The 21,991-nt window shown below is 71.6% G+C and carries 15 protein-coding genes; 10 read left to right on the top strand and 5 right to left on the bottom strand.

Annotated features, from left to right (window positions below):
- Position 1: 1 nt before the first annotated feature.
- On the bottom strand, positions 2-790 hold the full coding sequence (locus FFT21_RS16780; protein ID WP_137814824.1) for an MlaE family ABC transporter permease: 789 nt from the start codon (positions 788-790) through the stop codon (positions 2-4).
- A gap of 332 nt (positions 791-1,122) precedes the next feature.
- Here FFT21_RS16780 and FFT21_RS16775 point away from each other — a divergent pair, with 332 nt between their 5' ends.
- The gene (locus FFT21_RS16775) at positions 1,123-2,373 is read left to right on the top strand and encodes a PucR family transcriptional regulator (protein WP_225978478.1); all 1,251 of its coding nucleotides are present in this window, start codon (positions 1,123-1,125) and stop codon (positions 2,371-2,373) included.
- 404 nt (positions 2,374-2,777) lie between these two features.
- A complete protein-coding gene (locus tag FFT21_RS16770) occupies positions 2,778-5,321 on the top strand; it encodes a bifunctional YncE family protein/alkaline phosphatase family protein (protein ID WP_192909586.1) in 2,544 nt (847 codons plus the stop codon).
- Positions 5,322-5,445: 124 nt separating this feature from the next.
- Here the strand turns inward: FFT21_RS16770 and FFT21_RS16765 are convergent, their stop codons facing one another.
- From FFT21_RS16765 to FFT21_RS16750, 4 genes are all read right to left on the bottom strand, one after another.
- Entirely contained in the window at positions 5,446-8,235 is a 2,790-nt protein-coding gene (locus FFT21_RS16765; protein WP_192909585.1) for an ATP-dependent helicase, read from the bottom strand.
- Positions 8,232-10,556, bottom strand: coding sequence for a DEAD/DEAH box helicase (locus FFT21_RS30305; RefSeq protein WP_192909584.1), 2,325 nt, complete (start codon positions 10,554-10,556; stop codon positions 8,232-8,234). The genes FFT21_RS16765 and FFT21_RS30305 overlap by 4 nt, the downstream gene beginning before the upstream one ends.
- Positions 10,557-10,673: 117 nt before the next feature.
- A complete protein-coding gene (locus FFT21_RS16755; RefSeq protein ID WP_192909583.1) occupies positions 10,674-11,537 on the bottom strand; it encodes an SAM-dependent methyltransferase in 864 nt (287 codons plus the stop codon).
- A gap of 16 nt (positions 11,538-11,553) precedes the next feature.
- Complete coding sequence (locus FFT21_RS16750; protein ID WP_192909582.1) at positions 11,554-11,811, bottom strand: hypothetical protein; 258 nt, start codon at positions 11,809-11,811, stop codon at positions 11,554-11,556.
- 167 nt (positions 11,812-11,978) lie between these two features.
- Between FFT21_RS16750 and FFT21_RS16745 the strand changes: the two genes are divergently transcribed.
- The 8 genes from FFT21_RS16745 (at position 11,979) to FFT21_RS16710 (ending at position 21,950) form a co-directional block, all read left to right on the top strand.
- Positions 11,979-13,292 (top strand): ABC transporter substrate-binding protein, encoded by a 1,314-nt coding sequence (locus FFT21_RS16745; protein WP_137814819.1) that lies wholly within the window; start codon positions 11,979-11,981, stop codon positions 13,290-13,292.
- On the top strand, positions 13,289-14,227 hold the full coding sequence (locus tag FFT21_RS16740) for a carbohydrate ABC transporter permease (protein WP_137814818.1): 939 nt from the start codon (positions 13,289-13,291) through the stop codon (positions 14,225-14,227). Before FFT21_RS16745 ends, FFT21_RS16740 begins: the two co-directional genes overlap by 4 nt.
- 112 nt (positions 14,228-14,339) lie before the next feature.
- A complete protein-coding gene (locus FFT21_RS16735; RefSeq protein ID WP_225978477.1) occupies positions 14,340-15,269 on the top strand; it encodes a carbohydrate ABC transporter permease in 930 nt (309 codons plus the stop codon).
- A gap of 6 nt (positions 15,270-15,275) precedes the next feature.
- Positions 15,276-18,065, top strand: coding sequence for a hypothetical protein (locus tag FFT21_RS16730; protein ID WP_153816557.1), 2,790 nt, complete (start codon positions 15,276-15,278; stop codon positions 18,063-18,065).
- Between the two features lie 232 nt (positions 18,066-18,297).
- Positions 18,298-18,765, top strand: coding sequence for an SRPBCC family protein (locus FFT21_RS16725; RefSeq protein ID WP_137814815.1), 468 nt, complete (start codon positions 18,298-18,300; stop codon positions 18,763-18,765).
- A 259-nt stretch (positions 18,766-19,024) separates the two neighbouring features.
- The gene (locus FFT21_RS16720; RefSeq protein WP_137814814.1) at positions 19,025-19,450 is read left to right on the top strand and encodes a cupin domain-containing protein; all 426 of its coding nucleotides are present in this window, start codon (positions 19,025-19,027) and stop codon (positions 19,448-19,450) included.
- Complete coding sequence (locus tag FFT21_RS16715) at positions 19,447-20,715, top strand: beta-ketoacyl-[acyl-carrier-protein] synthase family protein (protein ID WP_225978476.1); 1,269 nt, start codon at positions 19,447-19,449, stop codon at positions 20,713-20,715. Before FFT21_RS16720 ends, FFT21_RS16715 begins: the two co-directional genes overlap by 4 nt.
- Entirely contained in the window at positions 20,712-21,950 is a 1,239-nt protein-coding gene (locus FFT21_RS16710; RefSeq protein WP_137814812.1) for a ketosynthase chain-length factor, read from the top strand. Before FFT21_RS16715 ends, FFT21_RS16710 begins: the two co-directional genes overlap by 4 nt.
- Positions 21,951-21,991: the final 41 nt, after the last annotated feature.

Genomic DNA, 21,991 nt, shown 5'->3' with positions numbered 1-21,991 from the left:
CTCACATTCCCTTCGGCGGGACCAGTTGCAGGTAGATCGCGGTGAGCGCGACGTTGACGAAGAACAGCAGCATGAACGAGATCACCACGGACTGGTTGACCGCGTCCCCGACCCCCTTGGGCCCGCCGCCGGGGTTCAGCCCGCGGTCGGCGGCGACGACCGCGGCGAGGAACCCGAAGATCACCGCCTTGATCTCACCGATCCACAGGTCCGGCAACTGCGCCAGGCCGTTGAAGCTGGCCATGTAGGCGCCCGGCGTGCCACCCTGCATGATCACGTTGAAGAAGTAGCCGCCCAGCACGCCGACCACGCTGACCACCCCGTTGAGCAGGGTCGCGACCAGCATCGCGGCCAGCACCCTGGGCACCACCAGCCGGTAGACCGGTGAGATGCCGAGGGTCTCCATCGCCGCGATCTCCTCGCGGATGGTGCGGGCGCCGAGGTCGGCGCAGATCGCCGAGCCGCCCGCGCCCGCGATCAGCAGCGCGGTGATCAGCGGGCTGGCCTGCTGGATGATCGCCAGCACGCTGGACGCCCCGGTGAACGACTGCGCGCCGATCTGCTTGGTCAGCGACCCCAGCTGCAACGCGATCACCGCGCCGAAGGGCACCGACACCATCGCCGTGGGGACGATTGTCACGCTGGCCACGAACCAGGCCTGCTGGACGAACTCCCGCCACTGGAAAGGCCGGACAAAGGTGCCGCGCACCACGTCGACCGCGAGCACGAACAGGTTGCCGGTCTGTCGCAGCGCCCCGGTACCGGGGAGCGCTCCCGTCCGCGCGGTCATCGCACCGGCTCCCACGGCCGTGGCCGGCCACGGCCACCGAGCACGGGCCGGTGTTGTGAAACGCCGACGACCGAAGGAAACTTTCCGACTTCGAAAGGTGGCCGACAGATCTGGTTGGACCGAGCCAAGCTCGCCTCCCGCGCCGATTCCCCGATGCCGTGACAGGTCAACTGAGCTGGGCTCCCAGGCTGGACGCGGCTGCCGGCGAAATCCATGGACCCGCTGCCCAAACATGCGTCTCGCCTTTTGGGCGTTGTGCCCGAGAAGGTATGGACTACCTGCGTCAAGCCGTGTCATGGTGCGGTATGGCCATACCGACCGGACGGTGTGTTGTGACCGAGGTGTCCCCTTCGATCTCTCCGGCGCCGCGGCCCGTGGACGGTGGTGCCTCCGCCGCGGCCAGGGTGCTCGGTGACGTCCTGCTCGACGACGTCGACGCCCTGGCCGACCGGCTGCTGCGGGTCGTCATCAGGCGCGAACCGTCCTACGCGGAACTCAGCCGGACCGGCGGCGACGAGCTGCGCCGGGCAGTCCGGGAGAACATCGAACTGTGCATCCGGTCGCTGGCCGGCGACATCCCGGATTCCGTCGACCCCCGGGAGCGGTGCCGGCTCACCGGCCGGCTGCGGGCCCTGCAGGGCGTGCCGCTGGAGGCGGTGTTGCGGGCGTACCGGGTCGGTGGGCGGATCATCTGGGACGAACTGCTGGCCGCGTCGCGGCGCCACTTCGCGGGCGAATACGACCACGCACTGCTGGGGCTCGGCAGCGAGATCTGGCGGCTGATCGACGCGAGTTCCACCGTGCTGGCCGAGGCCTACCAGGAGGAGGCGCGGCGGTGCGGCCGCGCGTCCGGCCACGGGCAGGCCTTTCTCAACGCGATCCTCGAAAACGGCGGCGACGATCCCGCCCTGCTCGGCCAGGCCGCAGCGGCGCTCGGCGTGCCGCTGCGAGGGGCCCTGCTGTGCGTGGTGGGCCTGATCGACTCGGCGAGGGACGAGCCGTTGCGCGCGCCCCAGGACGTTCTGGCCGCGCACGGCATCGTCTCGTCGTGGCATCCGCGGTCGGCCGACGTGGTCGGGCTGGTGGTGCTCGGCACCCGAAGACCGCGCACGGTTCTCGACACGCTCGGCCCGGCGGTGGCGGGGCCCGTGGGCGCCTCGCCGGTGATCCACGAACTCGGTCAGCTTCGCCGTGCCTACGAGATGGCCCACACAGCCGCATGTACCCTCAGCGAACCCGGCCTGGCCACGGTGGACGACCGGCTGCCGGAGGCGCTGCTGGTCAACAGCCCGCAACTGCTGGACCGCCTGCTTTCCGTCGCTTTCGGCGACCTGCTCGCCGTGCCGCAACCGCACCGGAAGACCCTGATCCGCACGCTGCGCGCGTTGCTGGGCTGCAACGGGTCGGCCACCCAGGCGGCCAGAATCCTGCACTGCCACCGCAACACCGTGCTCTACCGCCTGCAGCGCATCGAGGAACTCACCTGCCGCAGGCTCGGTGAGCCCCGCGATCGGCTGCTGCTCACCCTCGGGCTGATGGCACTGCGCCCGGGCCGGACCAGGCGCGGCACGACCGATGCCTGAGCGATGGGCGATTTGACCGACGAGGACCTGTTCGCCCGGGTTGCCGCGGAAATCTACCCGCGGTAGCGCGTGGTGGCGGGTGAATACTCCCTGTCCTGGTCGGTTCGGGGTGTGTTCCGGGCGTCGCGCCGCCATTCTTTACCGAGGGTATGACGGTTCATTACCGGGGCAGTAAGCAGATGATTCCGCACGGTGCTGTCACTCGCCGTTCGGATGATTGTCGACCCCAGGTTGATTCGCGATGATTGTGTGCTCGTCCGTACCGAAGTCCAACCGCGGGAATCTCGGTGCGCGGCTGGTACTGACAGCCTGTCCGGCAACTCGACCGGCCTGCGATGACGAGCATGGGAACGCGCCCGGGCGGGCTCGCGGACAGGCACCGACGGAAGACTGGAGTGGCGAGGATGAGAAGGCTCGTACGCGTCGGGGTCACCGCCGCGGCGGTGCTGGTGGTGGGCGCGGGCACCGCGTACGCGGTGAACACCGCCCTGCACGCCGGACCGCAGGGCGACGGAACCGGCGTCACGCCGGCGGGCTGGCGGGTGACGCCGGCCGGAGCGCAGACCGCACTGGGGTCGCTGCCGACGGCGTCGGCGTTGAGCCCGGACGGCAAGCTCCTGCTGGTGCTCAACGCCGGCGATGCGACGCACGAGTCGGTGCAGGCCATCGACCCGGCCAGCCACGCGGTGGTGCAGACCATCCCGTACAAGAAGCCGGACGGCCTGTACGCGGGCGTCGCGTTCAGCCCCGACGGCCGGCACGCCTACGCCAGTTCCGGCGGCGCCAACACCATCCACGCCTACAGCGTCGACGGGCAGCACCACCTCACCGAGGACCCGCCGATCGCGCTGCCCACGAAGAACCCCGCCGGCCAGGTGGTCAACCTCTACCCGGCGGGGCTGGCCGTGACGCCGGACGGCAAGCGGCTCGTGGTCGCCGACCAGATGAGCGACTCCGCCTCGGTCGTGGACCTGGCCACCCGGCGCGTCGACACCGTCGGCGTGGGCCACAACCCGTACGGCGTCGCCCTTTCCCCCGACGGGCGCACCGCCTACGTGAGCAACCAGGGCGCGAACACGGTCAGCGTGCTGGACATCTCCGGGCCGCTGCCGACCGTGGCGCGCACGGTCACCGTGGGCACGCACCCCAACCGGATGGCGGTCGATCCGCACGCCGGCACGGTGTACGTGGCCAACAGCGAGAGCGACTCGGTCAGCGTCGTGCCCGCCGGTGCGGCCGCACCCCGGTCCACCATCGACCTGTCCCCGTACCAGGGCGCACCGGTCGGCTCCAACCCCGACGGCCTGGCGCTGTCCGCCGACGCCGGCACGTTGTACGTGGCCAACTCCGGCAACAACGACGTGGACGTGGTGGACGCGCACACCGGGCACATCCGCGGCATGATCCCCACCGCGTGGTACCCGACCGCGGTCACCCCCTCCGCCGACGGCCGGACGCTGTTCGTGGTCAACGCCAAGGGACTGGGCGCCGGCCCCAACCCGAACGGCCCCAACCCCTACACGGACAACCAGCGCAGTGGCACGCCCGGGTTCGAGGCGCAGTACGTCGGCACGATGATCGCCGGCAGCCTGTCGTCGATTCCGACACCGGACGCGGCGCAACTCGCGAAGTACTCCCAGCAGGTGGTGGCCAACGACGGCTTCGACGAGCGGGACAAGGTGCGCAGCGCCGCGCCGAACAACCCGGTACCGGCGCGCGTCGGCGAGCCGTCGCCGATCAAGCACGTGATCTACGTGGTCAAGGAGAACCGGACCTTCGACCAGGAGTTCGGCAGCCTGGGCAAGGGCAACGGCGACCCGTCGCTGAACCTCTTCGGCGACGACTCCGCGCCCAACTCCCGTGCGCTGCAACGGAAGTTCGTCACGCTGGACAACTTCTACGCCAATGCCGAGGTGAGCGCGCAGGGCTGGAACTGGTCCGTGGGCGCGAACTCCAACCCGTACGTCGAGCAGACCTGGGTGGGCAACTACTCCGGCCGCAATCACCCGTACGACTACGAGGGCGGCAACTTCACCACGGCGATGAACCGCGACCCGAAGGACTCCTACATCTGGGACCGGTTGGCGGACAAGAACATCGCCTTCCGCAACTACGGCTTCTACGAGAGCGACAACGTGTTCAACCCGGGCCCGTCGGGGCCGGACCCGCGCCTGGTGGCCAACACCGACCCGAACTTCTACGGGTGGGACCTGAAGTGTCCCGACTCCTCGGGCACCTTCACCCCGAGGACCGCCTGCAACACCCGCATCGACGAGTGGCAGCGTGAGTTCCAGCAGTACGAGGCCAAGGGCAACCTGCCCGCGGTGGAGTTCCTGCGGCTGGGCAACGACCACACGCAGAACACCACGCCCGGCTACCCCACGCCGAAGGCCTACGTCGCCGACAACGACTACGCCCTCGGCCGGCTGGTGGACAGCGTGTCCCACTCCAGGGACTGGGCGTCCACGGCGATCTTCGTCGTGGAGGACGACGCCCAGGCCGGGCCCGACCACGTGGACGCCCACCGCACCATCGCCCAGGTGATCAGCCCGTACACGCAGACCGGCAAGGTGGACTCCACGCAGTACTCCACCGCGTCGATGCTGCGCACCATCGAACTGATCGCCGGCATCGGCCCGATGACCCAGTTCGACGCGACCGCCACCCCGATGTTCAACTCCTTCACCGGCAAGCCCAACCTCACGCCCTACACCGCGGTGAAGCCGGCGCAGGACATCCTGACCAGCGTCAACGGCGCCAACGCTCCGATGGCCGCGCAGTCCGCGGCGCAGGACTACACGCGGGAGGACCAGATCGACGAGCAGGTGTCGAACCAGGCGATCTGGCAGAGCGTCAGGGGCGCCGGCAGCCCGATGCCGGCACCCGTGCACGCGGCCGGCGCCCCGCCCAACCCGCCGGCCGGCGACCCGGACGACGACGGTCACTGAACCGGCATGACGGTGGGCCCCGGCGAGCACGCCGGGGCCCACCGCCGCCTCTCGGCTCAGCGTGCCGCGGCCGGTTCAGTCCCGCGCCGGCAGCGGCACGACAGCGCGCGGTTGTGCCGTCCGATCAGTGCTGGCGGCGGGCGTGGCGACAGAAGCGGCGGAAATCGCAGTCGTGGCACGCCGTGGTGTCCGGCGCGAACTGGCGGTCGCGGATGCCGTCGACCCAGCCCGCGAGGCGGTCGCGGAAGGCGGCGGACGCGGCGGGCGCGTTGTCGACCTCGACGCGTTCGTTGCGGTCGAGGTCGTGGATGGCCAGGCGCACCGGCCGGTAGCCGAGCCGGCGCAGTGCCGCGGCGTACAGCCGCAACTGTTCCTGATGGATGTCGGCCGGCGGGCGGTTCGCGGTGGTCTTGAAGTCGACGAGGTCCACCTCGTCCGGTTCGCCGCCCGGGTGTCGCAGCACCAGGTCCACCCTGCCGCGGACGCGTGCGGAGCCGATGGGAACCTCGAACCGGGCCTCCGGTTCCACCGTGCCGACAAGTTCGGCGCCGTGCGCGGCAAGGTAGCCGCGCAGCCGGCGCCATGCGGCGGCGTGCAGGCGGGCGGCCGGCACCGGCCCGGCGAACGGCAGGTACCAGGCGCTCTCCAGTGTCGCCGCGAGCGCCCGCTCGTCCGGCACACCTGTCTCGGGCGCGGCACGCGCCAGCTCGGCGATCACGTGGTGAAGCACCCGGCCGAAGCCGAGTTCGGGCGCGATCGGCGGCTGAAACCCGCACCCGCGCCGCAGCCAGTACCGGTGGCCGCAGGCCCGGTAGGTCATCAGGTCGGAGAATGCGACAGCCAGCGGCGGGGGCGCGGCGGCGGAGTCGCCGCACGGCGGTCGGGCGGTGCCGTAGGGCAGGGCGCCGGCCAGCGCCGGGGCGAGGTCGCGGGCGAGGAACCGGGACGGTCGCGCGGGCCGGGTCCGGTGGTGCGTGAACGAGCTGAGCACGACCAGCTCACGTGCGCGGGTGAGGGCGACGTAGAGCAGCCGCGCCTCGTCGGCCTCGCGCCCCTCGTACCTGTCCCGGTCGAACAGCGTTTCCGGGATCAGCCAGGGCTGCGGCCTGCCCAGCAGCGCCGAGGGAAAGCGTCCCTCCACCAGGCCGGGCACGAACACCACCGGGAACTCCAGGCCCTTCGCCTGGTGCACGGTCATGATCTGCACCGCCCGGTCACCCGTCGCGTCGGTCGCCGGTGTCTCCTCGGCGGCGCTGCCGGCGACATGCTCCAGATACGCACGCAGCCGGGTCAGGTAGACCTCGCCGTGGGTGCGGCCGACCACCCGGCGGGTTGCGCTGTTCGGTTGGGACAGTGCCTCGTCCTCGGCCGCCTCGTCGGCCGCCGGCCCCGCCACATACAGCGCGGCCGGCGCGGCCCGCCGCACCGCGTGGTCGAAGTCGGTGAGCAACTCCGACATCCGGCCGAGCCCGGGCTCCTGCCGCTCGTCGTGGGGGAGGCCGAGCACGGCCAGCAACTCGTGGAGCACCGGCACACTGTCCGGCACCCCGTCCCGTCGCACCCGCGCGCCGAGCCGGTCGATCGCGTCCAGCGCGCCGCCCGGGTCGACCCGGCTCACCGCGGCGATCTCTGCCGCGAGACCGTCCCGGGTGACGATCTCCGCGGTGGGTTCCGGCTGGGGGTACCAGGTCCCGCCGGCCCAGTACACGAGGATCCGGGCGAGTAGCGCCATCTCCGGGTGCGCCAGCAGCGACGTCCGGCCCGCCACGGTGATGTCGACACCACGCCGCCGCAGCTCGTCGACCAGCGGCCGGGCCGACGTGCGCACCGAGCGGTAGAGCACCGCGATGTCGCCCAGCCGGTGCCCGGCCGCCCGCAGCCCCTCGATGCGGTCCGCGATCGCCGCCGCCTCCTGCTCCGGGTCACGGGCGAACATCACCTCGACCGCGCCCGGCCGGGCGGGCCCACGTGTGGCGGCCAGTACCTTGGCCTGCCGGTCGCCGAGTCGGTCGACGACGCGCGCGGCCAGTGCGACGATCTCCGGGCGGCACCGGCGGTTGTTGCCCAGCGTGACCTCCGCGGTCTCCGGATGCCGCTCGGCCATCCCGGTCAACAGCTCGACGTGCCCGCCGCGCCACTGGTAGATCGCCTGGTCGTCGTCGCCGACCACGGTGACGGTCGCGCCGAGCGCGGCCAGCCGCCGCACCACGGCGTCCTGGGCCGGGTTCAGGTCCTGGTACTCGTCCACCAGCACGTGGTCGATCCGCAACCGCTCGGCCAGCCGCCCACCCTCGGCAAGCTCGTCCACCGCGCGGGCGATCATCAGCCGGAAGGGCAGCAGCCGCATCTCGTTGAGCAGCCACTCGTAGCGGTCCAGCGCGGCGGCGAAATCCGGCGCCTCGGCACGCAGCCGCTCCGGGTCGATGCGCTCGTTGTGTACCACCTCCGCGCCGCGCAGGAACGCGGTCACCGCGGGCGCGGTGGCCACCTTGGCGGTGCGCGCCTGCAGCTCGACGATGCCCAGCCGGCGAGCCATCCGGTACAGCAGCGCCCACTCCCGGGCCTCGGTCAGCGCCTCGACCTGCTCGTACCGGCCGCCGAGCGACTGCAGTTCCTGCAACGCCCACCCGTGCATGGTGCCGACGAACATGCCCCGGCTGGTGGGCGGCAGCTCACCGAACCGCGTTGGGTCGTCCTCGGCGGCGCGCCTCTCGATGCGGTCCCGCAGCTCGCCGGCCGCCTTCTCGGTGAAGGTGAACGCCACCATCCGCTCCGGCTCGGCGCCCGCGTGCAGCAGCCGCACCGCGCGCCGCGCCAGCACCTCGGTCTTCCCGGAACCGGCGCAGGCGAGGATCTTCAACCGCGCGGCAGGGTTATCGACCGCACGCCGCTGATCCGGGTCGAGGGTGATCACAGCGCCGCGGGGTCGACCCGGAATCGGGCGACCAGCTCGTCGAACTCGGCGGGGTGCTCGTCCCGGTCCGCGACGGCCACCGCCCGGGCGGCGTGCAGTTGTCGCGCGCGGTCCACCCAGTCGGTGAGGTAGGCCAGCGGGACCCGCCGCGGGTCGGCGAGCGCGGCCGGATCGGCATTCGCCAGGCCGGTGAGGTCGCGCACGCCCCGGTCATGGAGGTAGCGGGCGCGGGCCCGGCGCAGTTGCGGGAAGTTCAGCGCCATCAGCGGCACGAGTTCGGGGGCCACGCCGTAGCACACCGCGCCCGCCGCGTCCCGGGCGGCCGCGGCAAGTTGCTCGCGTCCCAGCCGCCGGGCGGCCTGCTCGTACAGCCGGCACACCTGGGCCAGCCGGTCCACGCCCTGCTCGAAGTCACCGCGATACCTCGTCGGCAGGCCGCCCTCGCGCAGGTTCTCCTCGGCGAGCCAGCGCTCGATCGCGGTGGTCCAGCGGTCGCGCTGCTTCGCATCGGCGTACAGATCCGCCACCGCCCATCGCGCGATCTCGCGGTGATCAGCGCTGCCGGTGTGACGCAGCCGCTCGGCCACCTGGTGCACCAGCAACAGGTCGAAACCGGAGGCCGAGGCGACCTCGCCGAGCCCGGTGGCCCGCCACCCTCCGGGGATCTGCTCCACCAGTTCCCACCGCACCAGCAGGTGGAGCGCCTCGGCCAGCCGCGTGCCAATGTCGAGCACCCCGCCGAACACGTGGCCGCACAGGTACAGCGCCCGTGCCCGGGACTCGGCGTCCACGTGCTCGCCGAACAGCAACTCGTGCACCACCAGGGCCTGGTGCTTGCAGACCTGTTCCCGGTAGTACCGGCTGCCGGCGGGGCAGTCGCAGCGGCACCCGGTGATGCGGAGTCGCACGTCGTACTGGCGGCCCTTCGAGTCCACCACGGCATCGACGCCCTCGGCGGTGAGCTGGTGGTCGACCATGTGCACACCGTCCCGGCGGGCGCGCTCGTAGGCCCGCAGGTCCTCCATCAGGTCGTCGCGCAGGGTGCGGTCGAACGACACCTCGGCCGGGTCGCTGTGGTGCGCCAGCGTGCGCCGGAACGTGCCGACGATGTCGTCGCGCGTGGTCTCCCCGCGGGCGACGACCACCGCCAGGACGAACCGCATCAGACTCTCGAACCTGGCGGTCAGCCGGCTGTCCACGCGGCCGCCCCGGCCGGCCCGGATGGCGGTGAGCAGGTTCCCGACCTCCGCGACGTGCGCCCGCTCCACGAGCACGGTGGCGCGCCCGCCCGTGACCTGCCCTGGCCGGCCCGCCCGGCCCAGCATGTTCAGCACCTCGCCGGTGGGCAGCAGCACCGGCCGGTACCGGCCACGTACGGCCTCCCGCCGGAACACGTCGCGCACCACCACGGCCCCGGACGGCAGGTTCACTCCGGCCGCCAGCGTGGGCGTGCAGGCGATCACCCGGATCGTCCCGTCGCGGTATAACCGCTCGACATGCTGGCGCACCGGCCCGGGCAGGCCCGCGTGGTGGTAGGCGACGCCGCGTGGCAGCAGGTCCAGCACGGGATCGGACTCCTCCTCGAGCGCCGGCATCGTGCGCGCCGGCAACCCGAGCCGGTCGGCGAGCAGCGCGGCGGTGCGTTCCGCACCCGGTCGCGAACTGCAGAACACCAGCGCCTGATCCGGGCAGTCCCGCAGCAGGTTCAGCACGGCGTCGTCGAGATCGTCGACCACGCGGTCGCCCAGTTGCAGCCCGACCGGCCGGTCCGCCACCGTGCCCCGCACCACCGGCACCCCGAGCCATTCGGCGAGCTCGTCGGCGTTGTCCACCACCGCGGACAGCGCGAGCAGGCCGCGCGCCCCGTGGTCGGTCAGCAACTGGGCGAGCAGGCCCTCCACCAGCGGCCCGCGTTGCTCGTCGGCGAGCAGGTGCACCTCGTCGGCGACGACGATTCCCGGCCGCACGGGCTGGCTGCGGACCAGCGCCGCGAAGCTCTCGTAGGTCGCCACCACCAGGTCGGCCTGGTCGGGTCGCAGCGGATCGCGGTGGTCGCCGGTGAGCAGCCGCGCCCGGACGTGGCTGCCGTCGAGCATGCGCAGGAAGCCGTCGTAGATCTCCCTCGCGAGCGCCCGGTACGGCACCAGGTAGGCATGCAGCTCGTCCCCGCCACCACCGCGCAGCGCCCGGCGGATGGCCTCGTGGCCGATGTGGGACTTGCCTGTCGCGGTCGGCGCCACCACGAAGGCGCTGCGGCCGTCCAGTACCCCTAGCCTGTCGGCGCGCTCGACCAGCGGGAACGAAAGCGCTGAGATCGTCACAACCGCACTCATCGCCACGTGGCGGACATCCGTGACCGCGGTCACCCGACGTCGCCTCGGATCGATACGCGATCGAAATATGTGCGCGCAGGCGGCGGTGGCCGGGCAGCCGCAACGTCAGGGTTTGCGTGCGACCCCGGCCAGCATCGCGGACTCGTTGGGGCTGGCGAAGTCGACGATCGGGGTGTTCGGGCCGGTCTCCTCCGGATGCCAGGAGGCCGTCCAGGTGACGCCCGGGTCCAGGAGTTCGAAGTCGCCGAACAGCGCGCGGAACTCGGCGTGCGATCGCAGCACGTGCTTGGTGACGTTGCTGTCGTACAGCCGGATGATTTCGCCCAGCTGCTTCGCGATGCTCTCCGGCAGTCCCTCGTCGGTGATCTGCGAGAGCACCAGGTAGGAGCCGGAGGGCAGCAGGTCCCGGTACCGCGCGATGGCCCGGGGACCGATGTCCTCGCCGTCCGGGCCGGGCTGCTGGATGTGCAACACCGCCGTCACCAGCAGGGCCAGCGGTTCGTCGAGGTCGACCACGCCGGTGTCGGCGGCCAGTTCCCACAGCCGGTCGGGATCGCGCAGGTCGGCGTTGATGACCGCGTGCCGGCTGGGGTCGCCGTGCTGCTCCAGCAGAACCTGCGAGTGGGCCACGGCGACGGGTTCGTAGTCGGCGTAGACGACCCGGGAATCGGGCGCGACCTCGTCGGCCACCTGATGCACGTTGCCCATCGTGGGCACACCGGAACCGATGTCGACGAACTGCCGGACACCCCGCCGCACGAGATGCCGCACCGCACGGTGCAGGAAGGCGCGATTGGCTCGGGCGCAGTACAGCCCGGCCGGAAACACGGAAAGGACCTTCTTGCCGAACTCCCGATCGATGGCCCAGTTGGCGGTGCCGCCGAGATACCAGTCGTAGACCCTCGCCACGCTGGGACGTTCGAGGTCCACTCCCGGCGGGGCGGCCTCCTGCTCGGGCTCCTGCGCCATCTCGCCCTCCCCGATCTCACCGCCGATCGTATCCCAGCGCCCCTGGTCGTCGCCGGGTGTCCGGTCGGGGTGGGGCCGCCGGTTCGGGCAGCGACTCGGGCAGCCCGGACCGGGGGTAGAGGGCGTCGGTGTGGAACCGGGTGATCGCGTGAATCCGGTCACGGGCGATGGCGAGCACGATCAGCCCGGCGGGCATGGCCACGGGCCGGGTCGGGTCGCCGAGACAGGCGCCGAACGCGGGCTGGGTGTTGGCGCGCGCCGGGAGCACGGTCACCCGGCGCCGGCCGCGCGGCGGCGTGGGCCGGGGTCACCGCGGGCCTGGTCCGCGTCCTTGACATCGGCAGGACGGTCTACCATCCTGCCTGGAAAGCGCTTTCCAGACGAGACGGTGCCGATACCCGGTGCGGGCAAGCCGAACCGCGGCACCAGGAGGGTGGACCGATGGTGCGACCACCTGCGCGCCTGCTGGGTGCGGTGCTCGCCGGCAGCCTCGCCGTCGCGCTCGGCGCCTGCGCGCCGGGTTCCGGTGGCGAGGACAAGGCGGCGGCCCCGACCACGGTCAACTGGTCCGGTTTCCGGGGCAAGACGCTGACCTACGTGTACTTCACCGACGGCCCGGACGAGCAGGCGACGCGGGAGCGGATCGCCGCCTTCGAACAGGAGACCGGCGCGAAGGTCAACCTGCAACTGGTGCCGTTCTCCGACCTGGAGAAGACGCTGCAGGCTCGGGTGTCCGGCAGCAGCGTGCCCGAGGTGGCCCGGGTGCAGGACTGGCACCCGTACGCCGACGCGCTGGTCGACTTCACCCGTTACTTCGGCAAGGACTATCCGAACGAGTTCATCCCCGGCGAGGCGAAGGCGTCCGACGACGGCCAGGGGCACATGTACGCGGTGCCGAGCGACCTGACCATGAACGGCCCGTTGATCAACGTGGACGCGTTCAACCGCGCCGGAGTGCCCGTGCCGGCCGCGGGATCGACGTGGACCTGGGACCAGATGGTCGCCGACGCGAGGAAGGTGGCCGAGGCCAACCACATGGAATCCGCGCTGGCGATCGACAAGTCCGGGCACCGGGTCAGCACCGTGCTGAGCCAGTTCGGCACCACCATGATCGGCCAGAACGGCCAGGAGGCGTTGGATTCCGGCAAGGCGGCCAGGGCGCTCGGCGCGCTGACCGACCTGATGAAGTCCGGCGTGATGTCGAAGGACTTCTGGCTGGAGTCGGGCACCAGGTACAAGGGCGCCAACGACATGTTCCTCGCCCAGGCGGTGCCGGTGTACATCTCCGGTAACTGGCAGGTGGCGCAGTTCGCGAAGAACGCCAGGTTCACCTGGGCGGCGGTGCCCAACCCCTGCCAGGAGCGCTGCGGTGGATTCCCCGGCGGCAAGTACATGGTGGCGTTCAAGAACAGCGCCAACCCGGATCTCGCCGCCGCGTTCGTGCAGTGGATGAACCGCACGGAGAACCAGCGCGCGCTGGACCGGCAGTCCGGCTGGATGCCCACCCGCAAGGACCTCACGGCAACCGGGATCGACTACCCGCAGCGCGCGGCGGACATGAAGGTCTTCCTCGACGACGTCGCCAAGACACCGGAGGACACCTACGCCGCCGAGGCCAGCCCCGCGTTCACCGGGTCGGCCAGCTTCCTGGTGGCCGAGATCGCCAAGGTCACCGCCGGCCAGGAGGACGTGAACACCGCGGTGTCCAACGTCAAGCAGCAGGTGGCGAAGCTGGTCCGGGAGACGACCAGATGACGGCCGGGTCCGGTGGGCGGACCGGCCATGGTGAGCTGGCGCCGACCACCCGGCGACGGCGGCGCCGGCTGACCTCGCGCGCCGTCGCGCCGTACCTGTTCATCCTGCCGAACATGGTGGTCTTCGGCCTGTTCACCATCTGGCCGGCGCTCAACAGCTTCAACATCAGCCTGTACGACAGCGGCAACGGCCGGCGGTTCAACTGGGTGGGCACCGACAACTACCGGGAGATCCTCAGCGATCCCGAGTTCTGGGGGGTCGCCAGGCACACCGCGGTGTTCGTCGTCGGGTTCGTCGTCCTGGTGACCGTCGCCGCCACCGCGCTGGCGCTGCTGCTGAACGCCCAGGTTCGCGGGCGAGGGCTGTTCCGTGCGGCGTACTTCCTGCCGGTGCTGATCTCACCGGTGGTGGTCGGCCTGATCTGGAACTGGGCGCTGGAACGGCAGAACGGGCTGGTCAACACGGTGCTCGGCGCGATGGGCCTGGGCGCGCCGGGCTGGCTGCTCAACCCCAACCTGGCCATGGGAGTGACGATCTTCGTCGGCCTGTGGACCCACCTGGGCTTCTACGCGATGATCCTGCTCGCCGGCCTGCAGGGCATCGACCCCAGCCTGTACGACGCGGCCCGGATCGACGGCGCCGGCGCGTGGCAGCGGGTGCGCACGATCACCCTGCCGCTGCTCCGACCCACCACGCTGGTCGTGGTGGTGCTGGCGACCATCGCCGGCTTCCAGGCGTTCGACTTCATCTACACCCTGACCGGCGGCGGCCCGGTCGGCGCCACCACGCTGATCGTGCAGTACATCTACCTGAAGGCCTTCGAGTCGCCGATCCGGTACGGCTTGGCCAGCGCGGCCGGCGTGATCCTGTTCCTGACCGTGTTCGGCGTGACCCTGCTGAACTACGCGATCGGCCGCCGGCGGGAGGCGATCTGATGCGACCACCCGCCCACGGCACCCGGCGAGAGGCGGCTCCCTGATGCGTGCGTCAAGCCGCGTCAGCCAACGTGACCACGGTCGCGCGCGAACTCGCGAGAAGGGATGCACGGTGAGCACTCTGGCCAACGACGTGCCGGCCGACGCCGCGGGAGCGCGCCCGACCAGCGCGCGGGTGGGGCGTCCCGCGCGGCGACCGGGGCGGTGGACCTCGATCGGCGGCCGGCCGCCGTCCACCGGCATCGTGGTGCGCACCACCGTGCTGACCGCCGGTGCGCTGGCCGTGCTCGCTCCGGTGGTGTGGGCGCTGCTGAGCAGCTTCAAGTCCCCGGACGAGTTGGCCCGCCGGCCACCGACCCCGTTCCCGGCGCACCCCTCGTTCGGCAACTACGCGCAGGCGCTGACCTCGTTCGACTTCGGCCGCTACTTCCTGAACAGCGTGCTGGTCACCGCCGGCGCGACCGCGCTGACCCTGGCCATCAACGCGATGGCGGCCTACGCCCTGGCCAAGTACAACTTCCGCGGCCGGGACGCGCTGTTCGTGGTCACCCTGGCCACCATCATGATCCCGCTGCAGGTGATCTTCCTGCCGGTGTACCAGATGGTGTCCTCGCTGGGCCTGGTGAACAGCCTGTGGGGCATGATCATCCCGCCGGCCGCCACCCCCACCGGGGTGTTCCTGCTGCGCCAGTACATGCTGACGCTGCCGGACGAGACCATCGAGGCGGCCCGCATCGACGGCGCCGGCGAGTTCGCCATCTTCTGGCGGATCGTGCTGCCGCTGTGCCGACCGGCGCTCGCGGTGGTGGCCATCTTCTCGGTGATCTGGCGGTGGAATGACTTCCTGTGGCCGCTGATCGTCGCTCAGGACGAGTCGGTGTACACCCTGCCGGTGGCCCTGGCGCGCTTCTCCAGCCAGCTCGTCATCCCGTTCAACCTGGTGCTGGCGATGTCCGTGCTGTCGATCGCCCCGGTCGTGTTGATCTTCCTGGCGTTGCAGCGCCAGATCGTCAGCGGTATCGCGCAGACCGGGCTGAAGTGAGGGTTCATGCCGAACGACCATGCTCCGTCCACATCGGACGGCCTTCCTGCCGCGGTCACCGGCCGCACCACGCACGGGCTGGACGAGCGCGGGTTCGTCCGGGACTGGCTGGCCGGCCCGGCGTGGTCCGCGCCGTGCACCGACCTGGACCAGGTGCTGGGCGCCGGGGGCAGCCCGTGGGGGCCGGGCGGCCGGTGGACGCTGACCAACGGACCGGACGTGGCGCCGCTGAAGCGGCGGCTGTACGCGCGGCGACCGCTGGTCACCGATCAGCCTCTGCCCGATCCGGTGGAGGGTGGCGAACTGCGCTGGGTGGCGCCCGGCGGCGGGCGGGTGGACACCGGCCGGTGGGGCAGGGTGCACACCGGCGCGGACGGGCTGGTGGACTGGAGCCGGTTCTGCTACACGCCGGAGTACCGGCACGCGGTGGCCGGCACGGTGCTGGAGGTGGACCAGGCCGAGTGGCGCACCCTGGAACTGGCCTGCACCGGGCCGGGCGCGCTGTGGGTGGGTGACACGCTGGTCGCGCAGTTCGACGACGTCAGCTACATGGAGCCGGTGCGGCACCGGGTACCGGTCCGGCTGGAGTCCGGCACCACCCGGATCGTGCTGGCCACCTGGCAGGTGGCCTTCCGCGAGTGCCGGCACGTCGCCGCCCTGCGGGTGCTCGGGCTGCCGGTGCGGGTCGTGCTGCCCAGCCCGGGTGCCGACGAGTACGCCTCCGCCACCGCCGAGCAGATCCTCGACCGGGTCGGCTCGCCGCGCTGGGCGTTGACCGAGCCGGTGGCGGAACTGACCGGCCCGCCCGGGGCCGCGCTGGCCGTGGCGGTGGCCGGTCCCGGTTCCGGCCGCCGGGTCACCCGGCTCCGGCTGGACGCCACCGGCCGCGGCCGGATCCCGCTCGGTTCGTCCACCGTGGACGGTATGCCCGGCGACGCGGCCCTCGACGGGGACGCCACCGCCTCGATGCTCACCACCGGCGAGACCCGGCTTTCCGTGCGGGTGGACGACCCGCGCTGCCCGGTGTTCCGGACCCTGCACGTGGCCGTGCTGCCGCACAAGCGCCGTGAGGCACCGGTCGGCGACGATCCCGCCGCCTGGCGCGACGAACTGCTCCGGCACGTCGCCGCCGGCCAGCCGGGCGCGGCGCGGGCGCTCGCCGCGACCGCACTCGACCCGACCGCCCCGGTCCGGGCCGAGGACGTGGCTCCCGGACTGGCCATGGTGGACTCCCGCGCGGACTGCGCCGACTTCGAGGCCGTTGGGCTGCTGCACCTGTGGCACCGGCTGGCCGGTCGCGCCTGGCCCGAGGGGCTGCGCGAGCGGGTCGCCGAGTCGCTTTCCGGCCTGAAGTACTGGATCGACCAGCCGGGCCTGGACGCGATGTGTTACTTCACCGAGAACCACCAACTGGTCTGGCACACCGCGGAGATCCTCGCCGGGGAGGCATTCCCCGAGCGGGAGTTCCGCAACACCGGGTGGACCGGCGAGCGGCACGCCGAGCACGGGCGGGCGCTCGCCGGGGAGTGGCTGCGGCGCAAGCTCGCCGGCGGGTTCAGCGAGTTCGACTCCAACGCCTACCTCGCCATCGACTCGCTCGCCCTGGTGTCCCTGGTCGAGTACGCGGCGGACGAGCGGCTGGCGCGGCTGGCCGAGGCGTTGCTGGACAAGGCGTTGCTGTCGCTGGCGAGCAACTCGTGGCGCGGCGTGCACGGCGCGGCGCACGGCCGGTCCTACACCCAGACGCTGCGGTCCTCCCGCCTGGAGGAGACGGCCCCGATCATGTGGCTGCTGTGGGGTACCGGCGCGCTGAACGCGGCCGTGCTGCCGGCCACCGCACTGGCCACGGCGCGGGTGTACCGGCTGCCGCCGCTGGTGCGGGCGGTCGCCACCGAGCCGCCGGCCGAGTGGGACGGCCGCCAGGTGTACCGGGGGACCTACCGCGACCGGCACGACCTGCTGGACCGGCCGTACGCCTCGGACGTGCGCATCTGGCGCACCCCGGCGGCGATGCTGTCCAGCGTGCAGGACTACCGCTTCGGCCTGCCCGGGCTGCAGGAGCACATCTGGGGCGCGACGCTGGGCTCGGAGGTCCAGGTGTTCGCCACCCACCCGGCGGCGTCGGCGCACACCTCGTCGGCGCGGCCGAACGCGTGGGCTGGCCACCGGGTGTTGCCCCGCGCCCGCCAGCACCGGGACACCGTGCTGGTGCTGCACCGCTTCCCGCCGGACGATCCCGACCCGCGCACCCACCTGTGGTTCCCCGCGTCCGGAATGGACGAATGGGTCGTGGCCGGGCCATGGCTGGCCGGGCGGGTCGGCGACGGGTTCGTCGCGGTGGCCGCGCAGGGCGGGTTCGAGCCGGTCACCGCGGGGGAAACGGCGTGGCAGGAGTGGTGGCCGCGCGGTGACGGCCGGGCGTACGTGGCCACCGTCGCCGACGCCGGCCACGGCTTGGTCGGCGACCTGGCGGAGTTCGTGGCGTCCCTGGCCGAGCCGGAGTTCGGCCCCGGGCCCACGGTCGGTTGGATCACCCGGGACGGTAGGTCGCTGCGGCTGGACTGGAGCGGACCGTTCACCGTGGACGGTCGACCGGCCGACCTGGACGGGGACGGCCGGCCGGAGACGCCGCCGCACCTGGACAACCCCGCCTGCCGGGTGGAGTTCGGCGTCGCCCGGTTGGAGGCCCGGTGGGCCGGGCACGCGCTGGTCCTCGACCTGGCCGCCGGGTGCCGGGTCGAGCCGGCCAGCGGCGTGCCGAGCGGCTCCCGGCCGGCGCTCACATCGGCCGGGTGAGAACGGCTGAAATTTCGTGTCCTTCCGGCTTGAAAAGCGGTCCACCATCGCTGGAGAAAGAGGCAGGAGTCAACTCCGCGTGGTTTGACTCGCACGGTGCCCCTGCCACACTGTCGGCGGGTGCGGCGGAGCCGGGTTCTCCATTCGTCATGGAAATTGCCCGCGCGCGCCGAGCCGTCACAACCGAAACTCCACCGCGAAGATACGGCCGCCACCTGGAGGGACCACAAGAATGGCTGGACAGACGGACAACGCCGTCGTGATCGACGCCCCCATGGACGTGGTATGGGATATGACCAACGACGTCGAATCGTGGCCCAATCTGTTCACCGAGTACGCGAAGGCCGAAATCCTGGAGCGCCGTGGCGACACGATCCGGATGCGGCTGACGATGCACCCCGACGAGCAGGGCCGGGTGTGGAGTTGGGTTTCCGACCGCACACCCGACCCGGAGACCCGCACCGTGCGGGCGCACCGTGTGGAGACCGGACCGTTCGAGTACATGAACCTCAGGTGGGAGTACCGCGAGGTCGGGGACGGCGTGGAGCTGCGGTGGATGCAGGACTTCCAGATGAAGCCGGACGCGCCGTTCAATGACGAGCAGATGACCGAGCGCCTGAACCGCGCGACGCGCGAGCAGATGAGCGCCATCAAGAGTCGCATCGAGGCCGCGCACAAGGAGCGCGACGTGTCCGCCTGAGCACGGTCCCGGCCACGGCGAGGCAGCGTGGCCCGTCGCGGACGTCCCGGAAGTGCCTGTCCCGCACCGTGGGCCCAGCCCCCGGCACCGGTGCGCGACAGGCACTTTTTCGTGTCCCGGCGCGCCATGGTCACCGACTTCGCATATCGGATGGCTTCAGCGGTTTTCACTGCCGGCTAGACCGTGGCCGGGCAGAGTGGGTTCCCGAACGCAGCGCCGCGCCGGTCGCCTTCCGTGACCCATCCGAAAGGGAACTCGCATGCCAAAGCGTTCGATCAAGGTCGCGATGAGTGAGGTGACGCCGAGTCGCCGGCAGGGCGGGAAGACGCGAGCCTTGCTGACGCCGACCTCGGTCAGTGCCATCTCCGGCTTCATGGGAACGGTGACCCTGGAGGACGGGGAACGCGTCGCGGAGTGCTATCACCCGTACTCGGACAAGTTCCTTTTCGTCGTCCGCGGTTCGCTGCTGTTCCGCATTGACGGCGAGGAGGTCACCGCGGGGGAGAACGAGGCGCTGCTGATAACTCGGGGTCAGCGTCACTCTATCGAGAATGTCGGCACTACGCAGGCCTTTGTCGTCTACCAGATCACGCCGCTCGCGCCACGCCCGGAATGGGGACACGTCGACACGGAACCGGTTCCCTTCCCGGACGACGCGCCTCCGCGTGTGGGAGGTACCGAGTGAGTAGGAAGGCTGTCATCACCGGACTGGGCGTCCGTGCTCCCGGTGGAGTCGGGACCAAGGCGTTCTGGGACCTGATCAGTTCTGGGCGGACCGCGACCAGGATCATCTCCTCGTTCGACCCGTCCCAGTTCCGGTCCCGCATCGCCGCCGAGATCGACTTCGATGCGGAACTCGAGGGGTTCACCGCCGAGCAGGTGGACCGGCTGGACCGGGTGGTGCTGCTGGCGCTGGCGTCCGCGAAGGACGCACTGGCCGACAGCGGCCTCACGGTGGCGGACCTGGTTCCGGAGCGCACCGCGGTGAGCATGGGCAGCGCGGTCGGCTGCACCATCGGGCTGGACACCGAGTACGCGCGGGTGAGCGAGAACGGCCAGCACTGGCTGGTCAAGCACGAGCTCGCGGTGGATCACCTGTTCGAGTACCTGGTCCCGACGCCGCTGGCGGCCGAGGTCGCCTGGGCGGTCGGCGCGGAGGGTCCGGCGGCGGTGATCTCCACCGGCTGCACCTCCGGTCTGGACGCCGTCGGGTACGGCGCCGACCTGATCCGCGAGGGCAGCGCGGACGTCATGCTGGCCGGCGCATCGGACGCGCCCATCTCGCCGATCACCGTGGCCTGCTTCGATGCGATCCGGGCGACCTCGCCGGACAACGACCGCGCCGAAACGGCGTCGCGGCCGTTCGACCGGACCCGCAACGGCTTCGTGCTCGGCGAGGGAGCGGCCGTGTTCGTGCTCGAGGAGTTGGAGCACGCGCGGCGGCGCGGCGCGCACATCTACGCCGAGATCGCCGGGTTCGCCGCGCGGAGTAACGCCTACCATATGACCGGCCTGCGGCCGGACGGCCGGGAGATGGCCGAGGCGATCAGGTCGGCGATGGACCAGGCGCGGGTGGTCGGCGAGGACATCGACTACATCAACGCACACGGTTCCGGCACCAAGCAGAACGACCTGCACGAGACCACCGCCTTCAAGCGCAGCCTCGGTGACCTCGCCTACCGGATTCCGGTGAGCTCGATCAAGTCGATGATCGGGCACTCGCTCGGTGCGATCGGTTCCATCGAACTGGCCGCGTGCGCGCTGGCCATGGAGCACGGCGTGGTGCCGCCGACCGCGAACCTGCACGAGAAGGACCCGGCGTGCGACCTCGACTACGTGCCGCTGACCGCGCGCGAGCAGCGCACCGACACGGTGCTCAGCGTGGGCAGCGGCTTCGGCGGCTTCCAGAGCGCGGTGGTGTTGGCCCGACCGGCGAGGGACGAGCGATGAGCGGCGGCGCGCAGGACCAGCGACCGGTGGTGACCGGCCTGGGTGTGGTGGCACCGAACGGCGTCGGCGTCAAGGAGTTCTGGGCGGCGACGCTGGACGGCCGCAGCGGCATCGACTGGATCAGGCGGTTCGACGCCTCCGGCTACCCGGTGCGGATCGGCGGCGAGGTTCTCGACTTCGTCCCGAAGGAGCACATTCCGAGCCGGCTGCTGCCGCAGACCGACCGGATGACGCAGCACGCGCTCACCGCCGCCGGGTGGGCGCTGCAGGACGCGGGCGCCGACCCGGCCACGCTGGACGAGTACGAGATGGGTGTGGTCACCGCGAGTTCCGCCGGCGGTTTCGAGTTCGGCCAGCGCGAGCTGCAGAAGCTGTGGGGCCAGGGGGCGGAGTTCGTCAGCGCGTACCAGTCCTTCGCCTGGTTCTACGCGGTGAACACCGGGCAGATCTCCATCCGACACGGCATGCGCGGGCACAGCTCGGTGCTGGTCACCGAGCAGGCCGGCGGGCTGGACGCGGTCGCGCACGGGCGGCGCCTGCTGCGCAGGGGCGCGGTCCGGTTCATGGTCACCGGCGGGTTCGACGCGTCGCTGTGCCCGTGGGGCCTGGTCGCGCAGATCCCGCACACCCATCTGAGCAGGCGCGACGATCCTGAGCGCGGCTACCTGCCCTTCGACGCGGACGCGTGCGGGTACGTCGCGGGGGAGGGCGGCGCGATCCTCATCCTCGAGGATCGGCACGCCGCGCGCCGGCGCGGGGCGGGGCAGGAGTACGGCGAGGTCGCCGGCTACGCGGCCACCTTCGACCCGCCGCCCGGGTCCGTCCGTGGCCCGGCGCTGGCCAGGGCGATCCGCGGCGCGCTGGATGACGCCGGGATGAACCCCGGCGAGATCGACGTCGTGTTCGCGGACGCCTCGGGCGTGCCGGAACTCGACGCGGTCGAGGCGGCGGCGATCGCCGAGGTGTTCGGGCCCCGGAGCGTGCCGGTGACCGCGCCGAAGACCATGACCGGACGGCTGTACTCGGGCGGCGCCGCCCTCGACGCCGCCACCGCGCTGCTCGCCATGCGGGACGGCGTCATCCCGGCCACCACCGGTACCACCAACGTGGCCTCCGGCTACGACATCGACCTGGTGATCGGTCAGGCCAGGGAGACGCCGGTCCGGGCCGCACTCGTCGTGGCGCGCGGCTGCGGCGGCTTCAACTCGGCTCTGGTCCTGCGCCACACGGACTGAGCCGACCAGGCGCAATCCCATCCTGCCGGACAGACAAGGGA

Source organism: Gandjariella thermophila (assembly GCF_005405885.1).
GTDB lineage: Bacteria > Actinomycetota > Actinomycetes > Mycobacteriales > Pseudonocardiaceae > Gandjariella > Gandjariella thermophila.
This window is presented reverse-complemented; position numbering and strand designations above follow the sequence as displayed.

Coding starts and splice junctions, on each gene's coding strand:
- FFT21_RS16780 (WP_137814824.1), bottom strand. CDS start 790: ATGACCGCGCGGACGGGAGCGCTCCCCGGTACCGGGGCGCTGCGACAG.
- FFT21_RS16770 (WP_192909586.1), top strand. CDS start 2,778: ATGAGAAGGCTCGTACGCGTCGGGGTCACCGCCGCGGCGGTGCTGGTG.
- FFT21_RS16755 (WP_192909583.1), bottom strand. CDS start 11,537: ATGGCGCAGGAGCCCGAGCAGGAGGCCGCCCCGCCGGGAGTGGACCTC.
- FFT21_RS16745 (WP_137814819.1), top strand. CDS start 11,979: ATGGTGCGACCACCTGCGCGCCTGCTGGGTGCGGTGCTCGCCGGCAGC.
- FFT21_RS16740 (WP_137814818.1), top strand. CDS start 13,289: ATGACGGCCGGGTCCGGTGGGCGGACCGGCCATGGTGAGCTGGCGCCG.
- FFT21_RS16730 (WP_153816557.1), top strand. CDS start 15,276: ATGCCGAACGACCATGCTCCGTCCACATCGGACGGCCTTCCTGCCGCG.
- FFT21_RS16725 (WP_137814815.1), top strand. CDS start 18,298: ATGGCTGGACAGACGGACAACGCCGTCGTGATCGACGCCCCCATGGAC.
- FFT21_RS16720 (WP_137814814.1), top strand. CDS start 19,025: ATGCCAAAGCGTTCGATCAAGGTCGCGATGAGTGAGGTGACGCCGAGT.
- FFT21_RS16710 (WP_137814812.1), top strand. CDS start 20,712: ATGAGCGGCGGCGCGCAGGACCAGCGACCGGTGGTGACCGGCCTGGGT.